Genomic DNA, 13,315 nt, shown 5'->3' with positions numbered 1-13,315 from the left:
AAATAATGAACACGACCTTGCAGCAACTTGCAGAGACTGACGCTTTTATTGACATTCACGCTTTTGAAGCACGCTTAGCCAGCGGTGAACCACCCATCAAGGTGTTCAAAAGCACAATCAATAAGGCCCAGGCTGAGATGGACGCCCGTTTCAAGTCTGGCGAAGATATCCGCAAGTTAATCTATGGTCGTGCAGGGGTTATCGATACCATACTCACCTCTGCTTGGGATTTATTTACGTGGCCAGATGATAAACAGATATCTTTAATTGCTGTTGGGGGGTATGGGCGAGGCGAATTACACCCTCATTCTGATGTCGATCTTATGATCCTTGTTGATGCCATCGACCCCGCAACCTATGAAGAAAGCATCAGTCAATTCCTCACGCTGTTATGGGATATCGCCTTAGAAATCGGTTCCAGCGTGCGCAGCATAGAAGACTGCTATGACAAATCACGTGATGACATTACTATCGCCACTAATCTCATTGAGTCTCGCCCATTAACGGGCGACCCTCAACTGCATCAGCGCATGTATGACCGCGTGACATCAGAAGGCGCTTGGACTGACAAAGAGTTCTTCATTGCCAAGCTAAAAGAACAAAAAGCACGGCACGAAAAAACCAACAACACCGAATACAATCTTGAGCCTAACTTAAAAACATCACCCGGCGGCCTTCGCGACCTACAAACGATCGGCTGGGTTGCTAAACGTCACTTTGGTACAACCTATATTCGTGACTTAGTTGATCACGGCTTTGTTACAGAGTCTGAGCTTGAAACACTTAATCGGGGTGAACTCTACCTCTGGACGGTTCGCTACGCCTTGCACATGCACTGCAGGCGCCGTGAAGATCGATTACTGTTTGATCATCAGCGCACATTGGCTGACTTCTTCGGTTACAAAGACCAACATGGCGCCCTTGCTGTTGAACAATTTATGAGCAAATATTATCGTGTTGCTATGGCTATGGGTGAATTTAATGACATGCTTTTGCAATATTTTAGCGAAGCTATTCTCAAAATTGATGACAAGCAAACAATTACCTCCATCAACAAGCGCTTCCAAATTCATAATGACTATTTAGAAGTCACCTACGATAAAGTTTTTGAATACCACCCCTTCGCTCTGCTAGAGGCTTTTGTACTACTGGCACAAAATGATGAAATACTGGGCGTAAGAGCATCAACAATCAGACTAATTCGGGATCATCGCCACCTGATAGACGATGATTTTCGTAGCGATCTACGTAACACCAGTTTATTCATGGAACTACTACGCTCACCAAATGGCGTATCCACCGAACTCAAACGCATGAACCGTTATGACATTCTTGGCCGCTACCTGCCAGAATTTGGAAAAATTGTAGGCCAAATGCAGCACGACCTTTTCCATATTTATACGGTCGACGCGCATACCATGAAAGTCATTCAGAAAATGCGCCAATTTCGTCATACCGACCACCGCGAACAGTTCCCCATCGCGCACAGGGTCGTCAATAACCTTCCTAAAATCGAACTCCTATACATAGCGGGCCTTTACCACGATATTGCTAAAGGGCGCGGCGGAGATCACTCAGAATTAGGTTCTGTGGATGTTATGGAGTTTTGCGAGCGCCACCATTTAGGAAAATGGGACAGTCATTTAACGGCTTGGCTAGTACGCAGCCACTTATTGATGTCAATGACAGCACAGCGCAAAGACATCACCGACCCAGATGTTATCCATAACTTTGCTATGCATGTACGCGACACGGTTCACCTAGATTACCTCTACGTGCTGACAGTTGCCGACATCAACGCCACCAACCACACCCTATGGAATAACTGGCGAGCCACGTTGCTCAGACAGCTATATATGGAGACCAAACGAGCATTAAGGCGCGGACTGGAAAACCCTATCAATAAAGAGGATCGAATTGATCAAGTTCAACACGATGCCATGCTCATTTTGGCTCACTCAGGACAACCGGAAGAAGAAATAAAAGAGTTTTGGAGCATGTTAGGCGAGGACTACTTCTTACGAGAAGAAGCCAGAAATATCGCATGGCACACGCAGTCCATTCTTGAACACGGCTCAAATGAACTTCCCTTGATTTTGATTCAGCAAACCTCTTATCGCGTTTTTGAGGGGGCGACTGAAATTTTTATTTATAGTGAAGATATTCCAAACCTCTTCTCTGCAACGGTCGCCACTTTGGATCAACTGCATTTAAACATTCAAGATGCACGCGTCATTTTGACTGACGATGGAAGAACGTTAAACACTTACACGGTGTTAACCGACGATGATGAAGCACTCTCAGAGAATCCGAGCTATTTGAGCAGCATTCAGGAACGCCTAATCGAAGAACTAGACGATCCAGACGATTACCCAGATATCATTCATAGACGCGTCCCTAGGCAAATGAAACTCTTTGCCATGCCAACCACGGTCAGCCTGAGTAACGACCCAAACTTACAACTAACGGTAATGGAAGTAAGAAGCCCCGACCGCCCTGGCCTTCTAGCGCGTATCGGTCAAATTTTCTCAGAACTTGATATTTCTGTGCGTAAAGCAAAAATAGCGAGTGTTGGTGAACGCGTAGAAGATTTCTTTTTCCTAACAGATAACGATGGCTTGCCTATCAGCGACCCCGTACTCTGCCAAGAACTGCAGACACGTGTCTGCAGAGAACTAGATGAACATATTCGTGATGAATAAATAACTGACAGAGAAGAATAATGGATCAACAAACGAGAACTGAAATTGAAGCAGCAGCGTTTCGCCAACTGGTTGCACATTTAGACAAGCGCAAAGACGCGCAAAATATTGATCTTATGAATCTAGCAGGATTTTGCCGTAACTGCTTATCAAAGTGGTATAAAGCTGCAGCCGAAGAACGCGGAGAAGAGATCGACTACGAACAAGCCAGAGAAATAATCTATGGCGAGCCTTATTCTGACTGGAAAACAAAGCACCAAAAAGAAGCAACAGCAGAGCAACTAGCTGCGTTTGCTAACTCCGAAGCCAGTAAGTAGCACTAGAGCACTACCAGCTTCAGAAGCTAATTAATCCAAGCACGCTGAAGCTGGCTCATATCCACCTCAAGAATAGTTGCGTAAGTATCATCTTGTATAGGGTAGGTTTTTACCACTCTAGCCCCGCGAACAAAGCCTGCGACAGCTGCTTTAAAAGAATCACGCTGCATCACCATATCCTGAACTGTTGTAGTACCGAATATATACTGTCCATGCACAACCCCAACCAACTCTTGATAAGCCCTAAGTTTCGAAGCTCGCATAGCCATCACGACTTTTTGTTGACGAGTAGCTCCTGGCTGCAAACTAATGGGGGCATACCCTGTTGCTTGCACCCAGTCTGCAGCACCACTTTTAGAAGTATCGTTCTCTATAGTAGGCGCAGGAAGTTTATCTACAACCTCGTTAGCTGTAATCCAAGCGGTTTCACAACCACTTAACAGAGCAGCAACTATAACAACGAACAATAACCTCATTTCACTCCCCTCACAGAACTCGCACCATTTTCGATAATATAACCATTATTTAGCGCCTTAACAGGATCAAAGCCGGGAAGCGCCCCTTCGAGCCGCTTATTAGGTATATGAGTTTGAGCGGCAGCCAACACTTGCCGAGTCGTCGTATCTAGCACTCTAGCGTTAATCACAATACCGTCAGGGTGATGCGCATATGTTCCAGTCAGTACAAAATAAATTTTATAACGCTGGCGAAGTGCAGAAATACTCTGCCTTGATACGGGAGACTTGACTGTAGTTGCTAAGCTTACTGCACGATAATCTACCAAATTGTAACCACGCTGCTGCAAGGGGAAGATAAAGCTTTCTGACAACCGATCTCCAAACAATGAATCAGGCACACTATGACGCAATGAGGCAAACGGCAAAACAGCAATAGGAAAACGCTTCACTCTATTCTGGCTCAGCCCATTCACCAACTGATCTGCCATCTGCTCGACAGCCTCGCTAATCGGGTCAACCTCTAAATTACCACTAGATACCGCAGCCGTAGCCGCAGGCTGAGAAATCACAGTGTTACGCGCGGAGCTAACTAATGCCTGACTCGCTTGCGGGCTCAGTTTCTCAATAGTGACAGGCACTGGCTGCTGATATGAGCACCCGCCACAGAATAAGCTAAACAACAAAATTGAACCGATATTTCTGATCATAACTGCCTGTATATATCCATTCGCTACATAATGCTGATAATTTTTTTGAATTAAAATACACATGATTTGCATGTAGAGCGCAAATTGCATACCTTTTCTTCTATTAATCATATATCGGTCAGGTTGCTCTCATGTTGAGACATTTTCAAGATTATTTCTTCTCTATCATTATTTTACTGTGCAGCACTTACGCTTCAGCTACTACCGTAGAAGCAACAGGCCAAGCATTAATTCATAACAACAATATAAGCCAAGCCCGAGAACAAGCCATTGCTGATGCCAAACAGCAAGCGTCTTTACAGGCAGCCGCCTACATTAGCAGCACCCAACAAGTAGAAGATGGCATTCTTGAAATTGACAACATGCGTATCTCCACTATGAGCCAATTATCGAACATTAAAATTATTGACGAAAAGCTTTTCGGCAAGAAGCTTCATGTGCGCATTAGCGCTGATATTGATACAAAAACCACCTGTGAAAATGGGAATACAGGCAACAGCTTTCGCAAAACCGTCGCCATTACTGCATTCCCTCTCGAACACCCCTTACAAGCAAGCCTAGGCAACCTGAGAAGCGTTGAATCCAATCTCGCTTCGCAACTTGCGTCTCGTTTAAATACAACCGAAGGCATTTCAGCACTTAATGCAGGGAACTTGCTGCTACATAAACAATTAGGTACCGCGACTTCCCGCCAGCTAGATAACGGGGCACTCACCACTATGCTACCTTACACTCAACAACTAGATAGCCAGTTTATTATCTCTGGAGTTATCCGAGACTTATCGATGATGAACCCTAGCACCGCAAACGAACAGAATTGGCTAATAGACACCTACAATAAGCTTGATTATAAAAGTAAAAAACATTTACGAAACTTTAGCCTAGACCTCTTTATTCACGACGCTTTCAGTGGCACTTTATTAGAACAGAAAAGCTACTCCACCCAAGGACGCTGGAATCATTCAGAAACTGACAGAATAGGCTTTGCCACTCCCACCTTTTTTAACGGAGATTATGGGAAAAATGTCAAAACACTACTTGATAATATCAGCACGGATCTGTCCCAATCTCTTCGCTGCTTACCTTACTCAGCAAGAATAACCCGCACAGAAGAAAACAAGCTTTGGATAAATGCAGGCAAGGACAGTGGGCTATCAAGAGGAGACAAACTTAGCGTTTATCGTAAGACCATGTTTTACAATCAAAGCAGCCAACCAACTACAGAATTAATCAACACTCGCTTAACAATGATAGTCGATGAGATACAGCCAACAGTCGTAAAAGGACACATCGACAGCCTTACCACACAACACAATATTCAGCCTGATGATATCGTGATGTTCTGGTAATGGTTTACTTCGCACGCACCCACTCTATAATCGGCATCTTTAAATAGTTTTATGATAAAGGGTCTCCAATGCAAACCGAGCTGTTCAACCAGTTAGAAACTAAAATTGAAAGCATGATCGACGAAGTCGAGTTACTAAGAATGGAAATAAGCGAACTACGTGAAGCAAAACAAAAACTGGAAGACGGACAACAAGTCTGGCAGGAAAACCTGCAGCAACTCCTGAATAAGTTTGATTCAGTAGACGCCGCAGAATAGTGTGATCAAGAAGGGGACTCAGCCTATTATTTCTGAGTCCCTCGAATATTAATTTCTACACGGCGGTTCAATGCACGCCCAGAAGCATTACCATTATCAGCTACTGGATAACGCTCACCGTACCCTTGTGTACTAATACGCAACCCATTGATGCCATTACTAGATAGCTGATTAGCAACACTGGCCGCACGCTGTTCAGATAGCTGCTGGTTGTACTCAAATGATCCAGTGCTGTCGGTAAACCCATTCACGCTCAACGCCGTTTTATCAAACTTAGTGAGAACCGTTACAACAGAATCCAAAACGGGATAAAAGTTGCTCGCTATTTGGTACGAATTAGTCTGGAAAGTGACATTCCCCGGCATAATCAAACGAATCTCGTCACCGACACGCTCAACACTCACACCTGTACCTTCTAATTGCTGACGTAACAGAGCTTCTTGCTGATCCATGTAGTAGCCGATCCCTCCGCCTGCTGCACCACCTACCAACGCACCAATAACTGCGCCTTGAGTTCGATCACCTTTACCTGACACAGCAGAGCCAAGTAACGCTCCAGCAAGCACACCAATACCGGCGCCTTTAGCCGCATTTCCCGTTTTTTGCTCCCGGGTGTAAGGATCGATAGTTGTACAACCAGCCAGCACACTGGTTGCCAATAATGCTATCACTAACTTTTTCATAAACTTCCCTCTGCGTGTCATACAAATTTTAATAATTAGTTCAATTTAGCTGCGCGACGACTAAATAGCTAATACATGCAGGCACCTATGTAAATGTTCATCATAAGATCCATATAATATAAGGCTACCTAATCTAAGCTAACATTACTCTGCTCATCGCATCGACAGCTGTATTAACAGCCATCATCCGACATCAATAAGCCTAATACAAATCGTCCTTAGAACAGTTTCCAACAAACTTAGCCACAATCAATACACTGAATAAGTAATTTTCCTAAGATTAGCCTAGATTCTATCTAGTCACAGCACCAGTGTGCCGCTAGAATATGAAATTTACTGTACCTATTCAGTCCGGTTAATCCAGTTATAGTTCCAGCCGAGGAGTTTTCATTGTCACATCTACCTCTAATCGTCGGTTTCGGTGGAATAAATCCCGCAGGTCGCACATCATTCCATCATGCTTACCGCCGTTTAATTTTTGATAAACTGGATCAAAATAATCAGCAAAACATCCTATTAGGGCTAGCCACACTTATGGGCTTGGCGTCCTATGAAGACGGTCATTACTTCAATAAGGCCGGTGAACAGCTTCCTCTAGACGCACTTATTAACAACATCAAAGAGCAGCTACTTAACTCAACGCTAATTCGCCGCATTGAAGCCAGTAGCTTTGATATTAACAAGGTTACCTTTAATAAAGCTGCCACGTTAAAAAATACCGATAGCAACAATATATGCTTTACATTACGCAAGCGTCACCTACCCAACATCATCCCTGACAACTGGTCGATTTCGCCAGGCAATGGTCAAGAAGTAGAAGTGACTGTTAGTGGAAGCCTAGAAGCAATATTTCCAGATTTTAAAACAGCTCAAGTACAGTCTGCAGGGCAACTACCTTCTGGCTTTCAGCCCGGCAAGCTATACCAATCTAGAAATCACCCCCGTAATCTACAAATGACCGTTTTTAGTGCATCAGATGCATTACTCTCGGCCGGCATACCTTACGAGGATATATTAAATAGAATTTCTCCAGACCAAATTGCCGTATATGCTAGTAATTCTATAGGACAACTGGATGACTTTGGTTTTGGCGGGCTAACTAAATACCCCTCTATCGGCAAACGCACCAGCTCCAAACAAATGCCGCTAGGCTATGCACAGATGCCCGCAGACTTTGTGAACGCCTACATATTAGGTAACGTAGGGACTACTGGAGGAGCGCTAGGCGCGTGTGCAACCTTTTTATACAACTTACGCAGCGGTGTTCAAGATATCCGCTCAGGACGCCGAAAGGTTGTCTTAGTCGGTGGTAGTGATGCACCAGTAACCCAAGAGGTTATTGAAGGCTTCCGTGCCATGGGAGCTTTGGCTGAAGATAAAGATTTGCGTAATTTGGACAAACTAGCTGAGCTAACTGATAAAGATTACCGTAAAGCTTGCCGCCCGTTTGGTGACAACTGTGGCTTTACCATAGGCGAGTCTAGTCAGTTCATAGTCCTGATGAGTGATGACCTAGCTCTAGAGCTAGGCGCAGACATATTCGGCGCGGTACCTGATGTCTTTGTTAATGCTGATGGCCATAAGAAATCTATTTCAGCACCAGGAATCGGCAACTACATTACGCTAGGAAAAGCCGCGTCCCTGATAAAGGACATGCTAGGCCAAGCATCGCTACAGCAACGTTCTTATGTTCAAGCACACGGCACGAGCACTCCACAAAACCGAGTAACCGAATCACATGTTATTAACGAAATAGCGAAAGCGTTCGATATTAAGTCGTGGCCTGTCGCTGCTATTAAATGCTACCTCGGTCACTCTCAAGGTACGGCCGGTGGCGATCAACTCGTCACGTCACTTGGTACATGGGCGTACGGCTATATCCCAGGTATTATCACTACTGATGAAATTGCTTCAGATGTACACCAATCAAACCTATTGCTCTCTCAACAGCATATGGAAGTAGGTGCCCTGGGAATGGATAGTGTCATTCTTAATTCAAAAGGTTTTGGCGGCAATAATGCCAGCGCACCGATACTCGCTCCGCATATTGTAAAACAAATGCTTTTAACCAAGCACGGCCAAAACAGAATTACTGAGTGGGAAAGCAAAAAAGTTATCACACAAGCACGAGCCAGTGATTATGACCAGCAAACTACTTTAGGGCTAACTAGGCCTATCTACCACTACGACCACAATGTGCTAGCCGGTGATGATTTAGAAATCACAGCCAGTAGCATTCGCCTTCCGGGTTTTGAAAACAAGATAGACCTGAGTTCAGGAAACCCTTTTAGCGATTACACTACTAAATAACCCCTCATCTAGAGAGAAGATTCATGAACAAGTTGTTTACCTCACTCATACTACTAACCATGACTCTTCTTAGTGGGTGCTTTTCAACAAGCTCTCTTATACCAGAGAAAAAAGACAGCAGCTTTTATCTAGTCGATACCAAAGAGGGAAGATTGTGCAAAGGGAATACGGGTTACTGTGTTCGCTTAAGTCTCGTGGCCAGCCAAAACGGCCAGCTCGATTCATTTGAAAAAGCCTACCAACAAAAAATCACAGGCCCTAACTACCCTCGCAGCTTAATGATTATTCTTCTTAAGCCGGCTGATAACAGTTATCGCGCTACCAGTTTAGACACAAACGGCAGATTATATAGCCTACCTAAGAACGATAAAACAAACACAGCATGGAAAGCACTAAGCGACCTTTACCGAACAGAGTACCAATAGGTTTTATTGCTTAGTAAAACGACTCTAGGAGCCATCTAACTTAAGCAACCGCCTAGCATTAGCGGTTGTTATTGCCGCGATGGTTTCTATAGATTCAGGTCTTAAGCCTGCTACCTCCTTAAGCACATCAACAATGTATTTAGGCTGATTTGGCTCTCCCTGTCGCCCATACAGTCGCATATCAGGCGAATCCGTTTCCAACACAATAGAGTTAAGCGGTAACGTTTTAGCCAAGTGCCTTATCTTATTAGCCCGAGGATAAGTCACTACCCCACCAAAACCCAACTTAAAACCCATTTGTATGTAACGCTCAGCTTGAACAGCCGAGCCACTGAACGCATGCACAATCCCGCCCTCATCAAAACTCATTTCCCTGAGCATTTTCAGCATAATGTCATGCGCTTTTCGTACATGTAGCAGAACAGGTAACTGATGCTCTTTGGCTATCTTCAACTGTGCTTTTAATAAAGAAATTTGAGCAACTGAATCGAAACCCTCTAAATAGAAATCTAAGCCAATTTCACCTACTGCACAGACAGGTTGAGATTCTATATATTCAGCTAATTTTTCTAAATCAGATAATTGGTGCTCCTGCATAAAGCAGGGATGAAGCCCTAATGCAAAAGATACATGTGGGTAAAGGGAAGCCGTATCAATAACGCGTTGGAAGTCTTTATACGTAACAGCCGGTATTACGAAATGGCTCACGCCAGCAGCTTGCGCACTTTGCACAAGCTGCTGGCGTATTGCATCAAACACAGGAAAATCCAAATGACAGTGACTATCAATAATTTGCCAGTCAGCCATCTCCCTTCTCCTTAAGCCTTGTCACTAAATGACTTAATGCTCTCGTGTTGCGCGGAACTGCACATCAGGCCAACGCTCCTGAGTCAAACTCAGGTTTACACGAGTTGGCGCCAGATAAGTCAATAAACCACCACCATCAAGTGCGAGGTTTTCATAACCTTTTTTACGTAGCTCTTCGAGCATTTTATTATCATCACATTCAACCCAGCGGGCCGTTTGTACTGATATCGGCTCATACTTACAGTCTACTTTGTACTCATCTTTTAAGCGGAACATAACCACTTCAAACTGCAGCTGACCAACAGCACCCAGCACTAGATCATTGTTTTTAAGTGGCTGGAATAACTGTACTGCCCCTTCTTCAGCCAACTGCTGCAAACCTTTCTGCAACTGCTTAGCCTTAAGTGGATCTAGCGACCTAACACGTTGAAACATCTCAGGTGCAAAATGCGGTATACCGGTAAACTTTAAAATTTCACCTTCTGTAAAGGTATCACCAATTTGAATAGTACCGTGGTTATGCAAACCAATAATATCGCCAGACCAGGCCTCTTCTACATTCTCACGATCCCCTGCAAGAAATGTTACGGCATCGGCAATGCGCACATCTTTGTTAATACGCGTATGCTTCATTTTCATACCACGGGTATAACTACCTGAACATATGCGCATAAAAGCGATACGGTCACGATGCTTAGGGTCCATATTGGCTTGAATCTTGAAAATAAAACCAGAGAATTTACTTTCATCTACAGCTACTTTGCGAGTCGTTGTTTCGCGTGCAATCGGTGCAGGTGCCCACTCAACAAAGTCATTAAGCATTTCACGAACACCGAAGTTACCTAGCGCTGTCCCGAAAAAAACTGGCGTTTGTTTACCCGCTAAAAAAGCTTCTTGATCAAACTCATGGCTCGCACCACGAACGAGTTCTATTTCGTCAGCAAAATCATCGTAGTCATCACCTAATAACTCACGTGCTTCTTCAGACTCTAGACCATGAATCTTTGTATCATCCGACAATACTGCATTTTGTCCCACTTTATACACATGGATAGTATCGGTATAAAGGTTGTATACGCCTTTAAAAAACGTACTCATGCCGATTGGCCAGTTAATAGGCGCTGCTTGAATTTTCAATACCTCTTCAATTTCATCTAGTAACTCAATTGGGTCGCGAATATCACGGTCCATCTTGTTAACAAAGGAGAAAATTGGCGTATCACGCAAGCGACATACATCCATCAATTTAATAGTACGATCCTCAACACCCTTCGCACCATCAACAATCATCAAGGCGCTATCTACCGCCGTTAAGGTGCGATAAGTATCCTCAGAGAAATCTTCATGCCCTGGTGTATCCAGAAGATTTACAACACGATCATTCCAATGGAACTGCATCACCGAAGAAGTAATAGAGATCCCACGGTCCTGCTCCATCGTCATCCAGTCAGAAGTTGCATGACGATCACTCTTTTTACCTTTGACCGTACCAGCCTTTTGAATCAAGTTACCCAAAAGTAATAATTTTTCAGTGATTGTTGTTTTACCAGCATCCGGGTGAGAAATGATCGCAAAAGTCCTGCGCTTAAATACTTCTTGCGCAATAGCTGAGTTAGACATGAGATAGAGTCTTCTGAGTTATGCATAGGTCGGCAGCCTGAGACTAAAATTAGTCAACAACTAACGTCAACCCGCATGTGTTAAATAGGATTACTGACTATTTTCGCCGATATAAGGAAGAGAAACAATCCGCGCAGGATGGTTTAAGCGAATATACGCCCGCTAAGCAGCCCACCAGCCATTAATTCCTTTGTATAAAATCATAATAGCTGATGCACTTGAGATGAAAAGCAGTACGGGCTTAGTCGACGAAACACTAATACGGTTATCACAAAGCCGTGCGACCCCAAAACCTACCAGCACTCCAGGGAGCATTTTAAGGCTCAGCAATAGACTACCCATATCAACCCGCCCTTGCAGGACTAGAAACAAGATTGAAATAGGCGTTCCAATAAGAAAAAAAGCGGCAAGCTCATTACGTGCAGTGATTCTATCTACACCCTGGTAAACCAGTGCGATAGGCGGCCCACCTACCGATGTAGCTGTACCTATGAGGCCTGAAAAAAAGCCGCCTATACTTAGCGTTATAGGGTTTAGCGTAATTTTGCAGGTAAATAGGGATATTAAAACAGCCATCAATAAAACACAGCCGAACAGTATACTAAGTAGATAAGTGGGCGCTGCAACCAATAGAAGAGCGCCGCACCAGCAACCAGGAAAGCGCGCAATAATTGCGGGTAGAACCCGTCGCCAAGACAGGAATTTTCGCTGATTTAATACCAAGAGCAACGACAGACTAAACCCTAAGATTAAAGCGGGGACTGGCACATAAGCAGGATCAACTAAGTAGAGTATTGGTGCAGCTAGTAAGCCAAAGCCAATACCTACCCATGTTTGTAGAATGATCCCACTCATGACTATCAGCAGTGCCAATAGATCCAGTGCAGAGTAGCTAATCACGAGTGGCGAAAACTCACCTGCCGCCAGCACCCATCCGCGAACGTTCAGTATTTTCTACTAAGATACCTTCGCCAATTTTGTTGATTTGAGACCACAGTGTTTCATCAATATCAATGCCATGATCAACACTGTACTCTTTGTTTGCCGCTACCTGTGAAGCGCTTACGTAACGGGCGTTTGAGTTCCCTTTGGATTGCTGCAAAGAGGTGGTCAGATCGACACGAGAGCTACAAATAATCGTCAGTGCTTGCTTCTCTGCAGCCGTTGCATCAAGACTGGCTAAGTTCGTTGTCGCTTCACTGTAACTCGGATACCGGTCACCCGCGTTAATCGAAACCGCATGCTCACTGACCACCTGACTGCCATTCTGCCAATAAGCTGCTGCACTAATTCCTCGTCTTCCGCAATCAGTCAGTGCTTTTAGTACGAACATGCGGTTATGGCAGTTATGCACAGTCACCGTCGCAATACCGCACTCCAGAGCCTTGGCATGAGCAAGGTCTACAGAAGCAGCAATACAATTCAGCGCGCTACGGCCATTACTATCAATAATAGCGGATGTATTATCTTCATAAATAACTGTACTTAACGGTTTTTCTTTATCTTCTTTTATATAAGAAATAGCTCTATCCAATTCACCCAGACCATTAAGCCCGTGCTTTTCTAGCCACAAAATCATATTGGCAGCATCTTCATAGTTGCCTACAAAATAACCACTGGCCTCGAAACAACGTCGCAGGGCAGCTTTGAGTTCTATCATTGATACATGCATAGCTTTCT

13 protein-coding genes are annotated in these 13,315 nt (G+C 44.2%); 6 read left to right on the top strand and 7 right to left on the bottom strand.

Annotated features, from left to right (window positions below; genetic code table 11):
* Positions 1-5 precede the first annotated feature (5 nt).
* Positions 6-2,702, top strand: coding sequence for a [protein-PII] uridylyltransferase (locus G511_RS0101810; RefSeq protein WP_051221409.1), 2,697 nt, complete (start codon positions 6-8; stop codon positions 2,700-2,702).
* A gap of 20 nt (positions 2,703-2,722) precedes the next feature.
* Entirely contained in the window at positions 2,723-3,019 is a 297-nt protein-coding gene (locus G511_RS0101805; RefSeq protein WP_028468094.1) for a DUF1244 domain-containing protein, read from the top strand.
* A 26-nt stretch (positions 3,020-3,045) separates the two neighbouring features.
* On the opposite strand, the gene G511_RS0101800 is transcribed toward G511_RS0101805, so the two are convergent.
* Together G511_RS0101800 and G511_RS0101795 are read right to left on the bottom strand one after the other, a co-directional pair.
* Positions 3,046-3,495, bottom strand: a complete 450-nt coding sequence (locus G511_RS0101800; protein ID WP_028468093.1) for an LPP20 family lipoprotein — start codon at positions 3,493-3,495, stop codon at positions 3,046-3,048.
* Positions 3,492-4,184 (bottom strand): FlgO family outer membrane protein, encoded by a 693-nt coding sequence (locus tag G511_RS0101795; RefSeq protein ID WP_028468092.1) that lies wholly within the window; start codon positions 4,182-4,184, stop codon positions 3,492-3,494. Before G511_RS0101795 ends, G511_RS0101800 begins: the two co-directional genes overlap by 4 nt.
* A gap of 131 nt (positions 4,185-4,315) precedes the next feature.
* Between G511_RS0101795 and G511_RS0101790 the strand changes: the two genes are divergently transcribed.
* Positions 4,316-5,533: a flagellar assembly protein T N-terminal domain-containing protein gene (locus G511_RS0101790; protein ID WP_051221408.1), complete on the top strand. Its 1,218-nt coding sequence runs from the start codon at positions 4,316-4,318 to the stop codon at positions 5,531-5,533.
* Positions 5,534-5,601: 68 nt separating this feature from the next.
* Positions 5,602-5,790 (top strand): cell division protein ZapB, encoded by a 189-nt coding sequence (gene zapB / locus G511_RS0101785; protein ID WP_028468090.1) that lies wholly within the window; start codon positions 5,602-5,604, stop codon positions 5,788-5,790.
* A 26-nt stretch (positions 5,791-5,816) separates the two neighbouring features.
* Here the strand turns inward: zapB and G511_RS0101780 are convergent, their stop codons facing one another.
* Positions 5,817-6,473 (bottom strand): YiaD family glycine zipper/OmpA-like lipoprotein, encoded by a 657-nt coding sequence (locus G511_RS0101780; protein ID WP_028468089.1) that lies wholly within the window; start codon positions 6,471-6,473, stop codon positions 5,817-5,819.
* 390 nt (positions 6,474-6,863) lie between these two features.
* On the opposite strand from G511_RS0101780, the gene G511_RS0101775 reads away from it, so the two are divergent.
* Positions 6,864-8,783, top strand: a complete 1,920-nt coding sequence (locus tag G511_RS0101775; RefSeq protein WP_028468088.1) for a beta-ketoacyl synthase — start codon at positions 6,864-6,866, stop codon at positions 8,781-8,783.
* A gap of 23 nt (positions 8,784-8,806) precedes the next feature.
* Positions 8,807-9,208, top strand: a complete 402-nt coding sequence (locus tag G511_RS0101770; protein WP_028468087.1) for a hypothetical protein — start codon at positions 8,807-8,809, stop codon at positions 9,206-9,208.
* Positions 9,209-9,232: 24 nt separating this feature from the next.
* On the opposite strand, the gene G511_RS0101765 is transcribed toward G511_RS0101770, so the two are convergent.
* The 4 genes from G511_RS0101765 to G511_RS0101750 all read right to left on the bottom strand — a co-directional run bounded on the left by G511_RS0101765 (position 9,233) and on the right by G511_RS0101750 (position 13,307).
* A complete protein-coding gene (locus tag G511_RS0101765) occupies positions 9,233-10,015 on the bottom strand; it encodes a TatD family hydrolase (protein WP_028468086.1) in 783 nt (260 codons plus the stop codon).
* Positions 10,016-10,048: 33 nt separating this feature from the next.
* The gene (locus G511_RS0101760) at positions 10,049-11,635 is read right to left on the bottom strand and encodes a peptide chain release factor 3 (RefSeq protein ID WP_028468085.1); all 1,587 of its coding nucleotides are present in this window, start codon (positions 11,633-11,635) and stop codon (positions 10,049-10,051) included.
* A 162-nt stretch (positions 11,636-11,797) separates the two neighbouring features.
* The gene (locus G511_RS0101755) at positions 11,798-12,535 is read right to left on the bottom strand and encodes a sulfite exporter TauE/SafE family protein (RefSeq protein ID WP_245573795.1); all 738 of its coding nucleotides are present in this window, start codon (positions 12,533-12,535) and stop codon (positions 11,798-11,800) included.
* Positions 12,536-12,548: 13 nt separating this feature from the next.
* Positions 12,549-13,307, bottom strand: coding sequence for a DUF3726 domain-containing protein (locus tag G511_RS0101750; RefSeq protein WP_028468083.1), 759 nt, complete (start codon positions 13,305-13,307; stop codon positions 12,549-12,551).
* Positions 13,308-13,315: the final 8 nt, after the last annotated feature.

Source organism: Neptunomonas japonica DSM 18939, from assembly GCF_000422765.1.
GTDB classification, from domain to species: Bacteria; Pseudomonadota; Gammaproteobacteria; order Pseudomonadales; family Balneatricaceae; genus Neptunomonas; species Neptunomonas japonica.
This window is presented reverse-complemented; position numbering and strand designations above follow the sequence as displayed.

Coding starts and splice junctions, on each gene's coding strand:
- G511_RS0101810 (WP_051221409.1), top strand. CDS start 6: ATGAACACGACCTTGCAGCAACTTGCAGAGACTGACGCTTTTATTGAC.
- G511_RS0101805 (WP_028468094.1), top strand. CDS start 2,723: ATGGATCAACAAACGAGAACTGAAATTGAAGCAGCAGCGTTTCGCCAA.
- G511_RS0101800 (WP_028468093.1), bottom strand. CDS start 3,495: ATGAGGTTATTGTTCGTTGTTATAGTTGCTGCTCTGTTAAGTGGTTGT.
- G511_RS0101795 (WP_028468092.1), bottom strand. CDS start 4,184: ATGATCAGAAATATCGGTTCAATTTTGTTGTTTAGCTTATTCTGTGGC.
- G511_RS0101790 (WP_051221408.1), top strand. CDS start 4,316: ATGTTGAGACATTTTCAAGATTATTTCTTCTCTATCATTATTTTACTG.
- zapB (WP_028468090.1), top strand. CDS start 5,602: ATGCAAACCGAGCTGTTCAACCAGTTAGAAACTAAAATTGAAAGCATG.
- G511_RS0101780 (WP_028468089.1), bottom strand. CDS start 6,473: ATGAAAAAGTTAGTGATAGCATTATTGGCAACCAGTGTGCTGGCTGGT.
- G511_RS0101770 (WP_028468087.1), top strand. CDS start 8,807: ATGAACAAGTTGTTTACCTCACTCATACTACTAACCATGACTCTTCTT.
- G511_RS0101765 (WP_028468086.1), bottom strand. CDS start 10,015: ATGGCTGACTGGCAAATTATTGATAGTCACTGTCATTTGGATTTTCCT.
- G511_RS0101760 (WP_028468085.1), bottom strand. CDS start 11,635: ATGTCTAACTCAGCTATTGCGCAAGAAGTATTTAAGCGCAGGACTTTT.
- G511_RS0101750 (WP_028468083.1), bottom strand. CDS start 13,307: ATGCATGTATCAATGATAGAACTCAAAGCTGCCCTGCGACGTTGTTTC.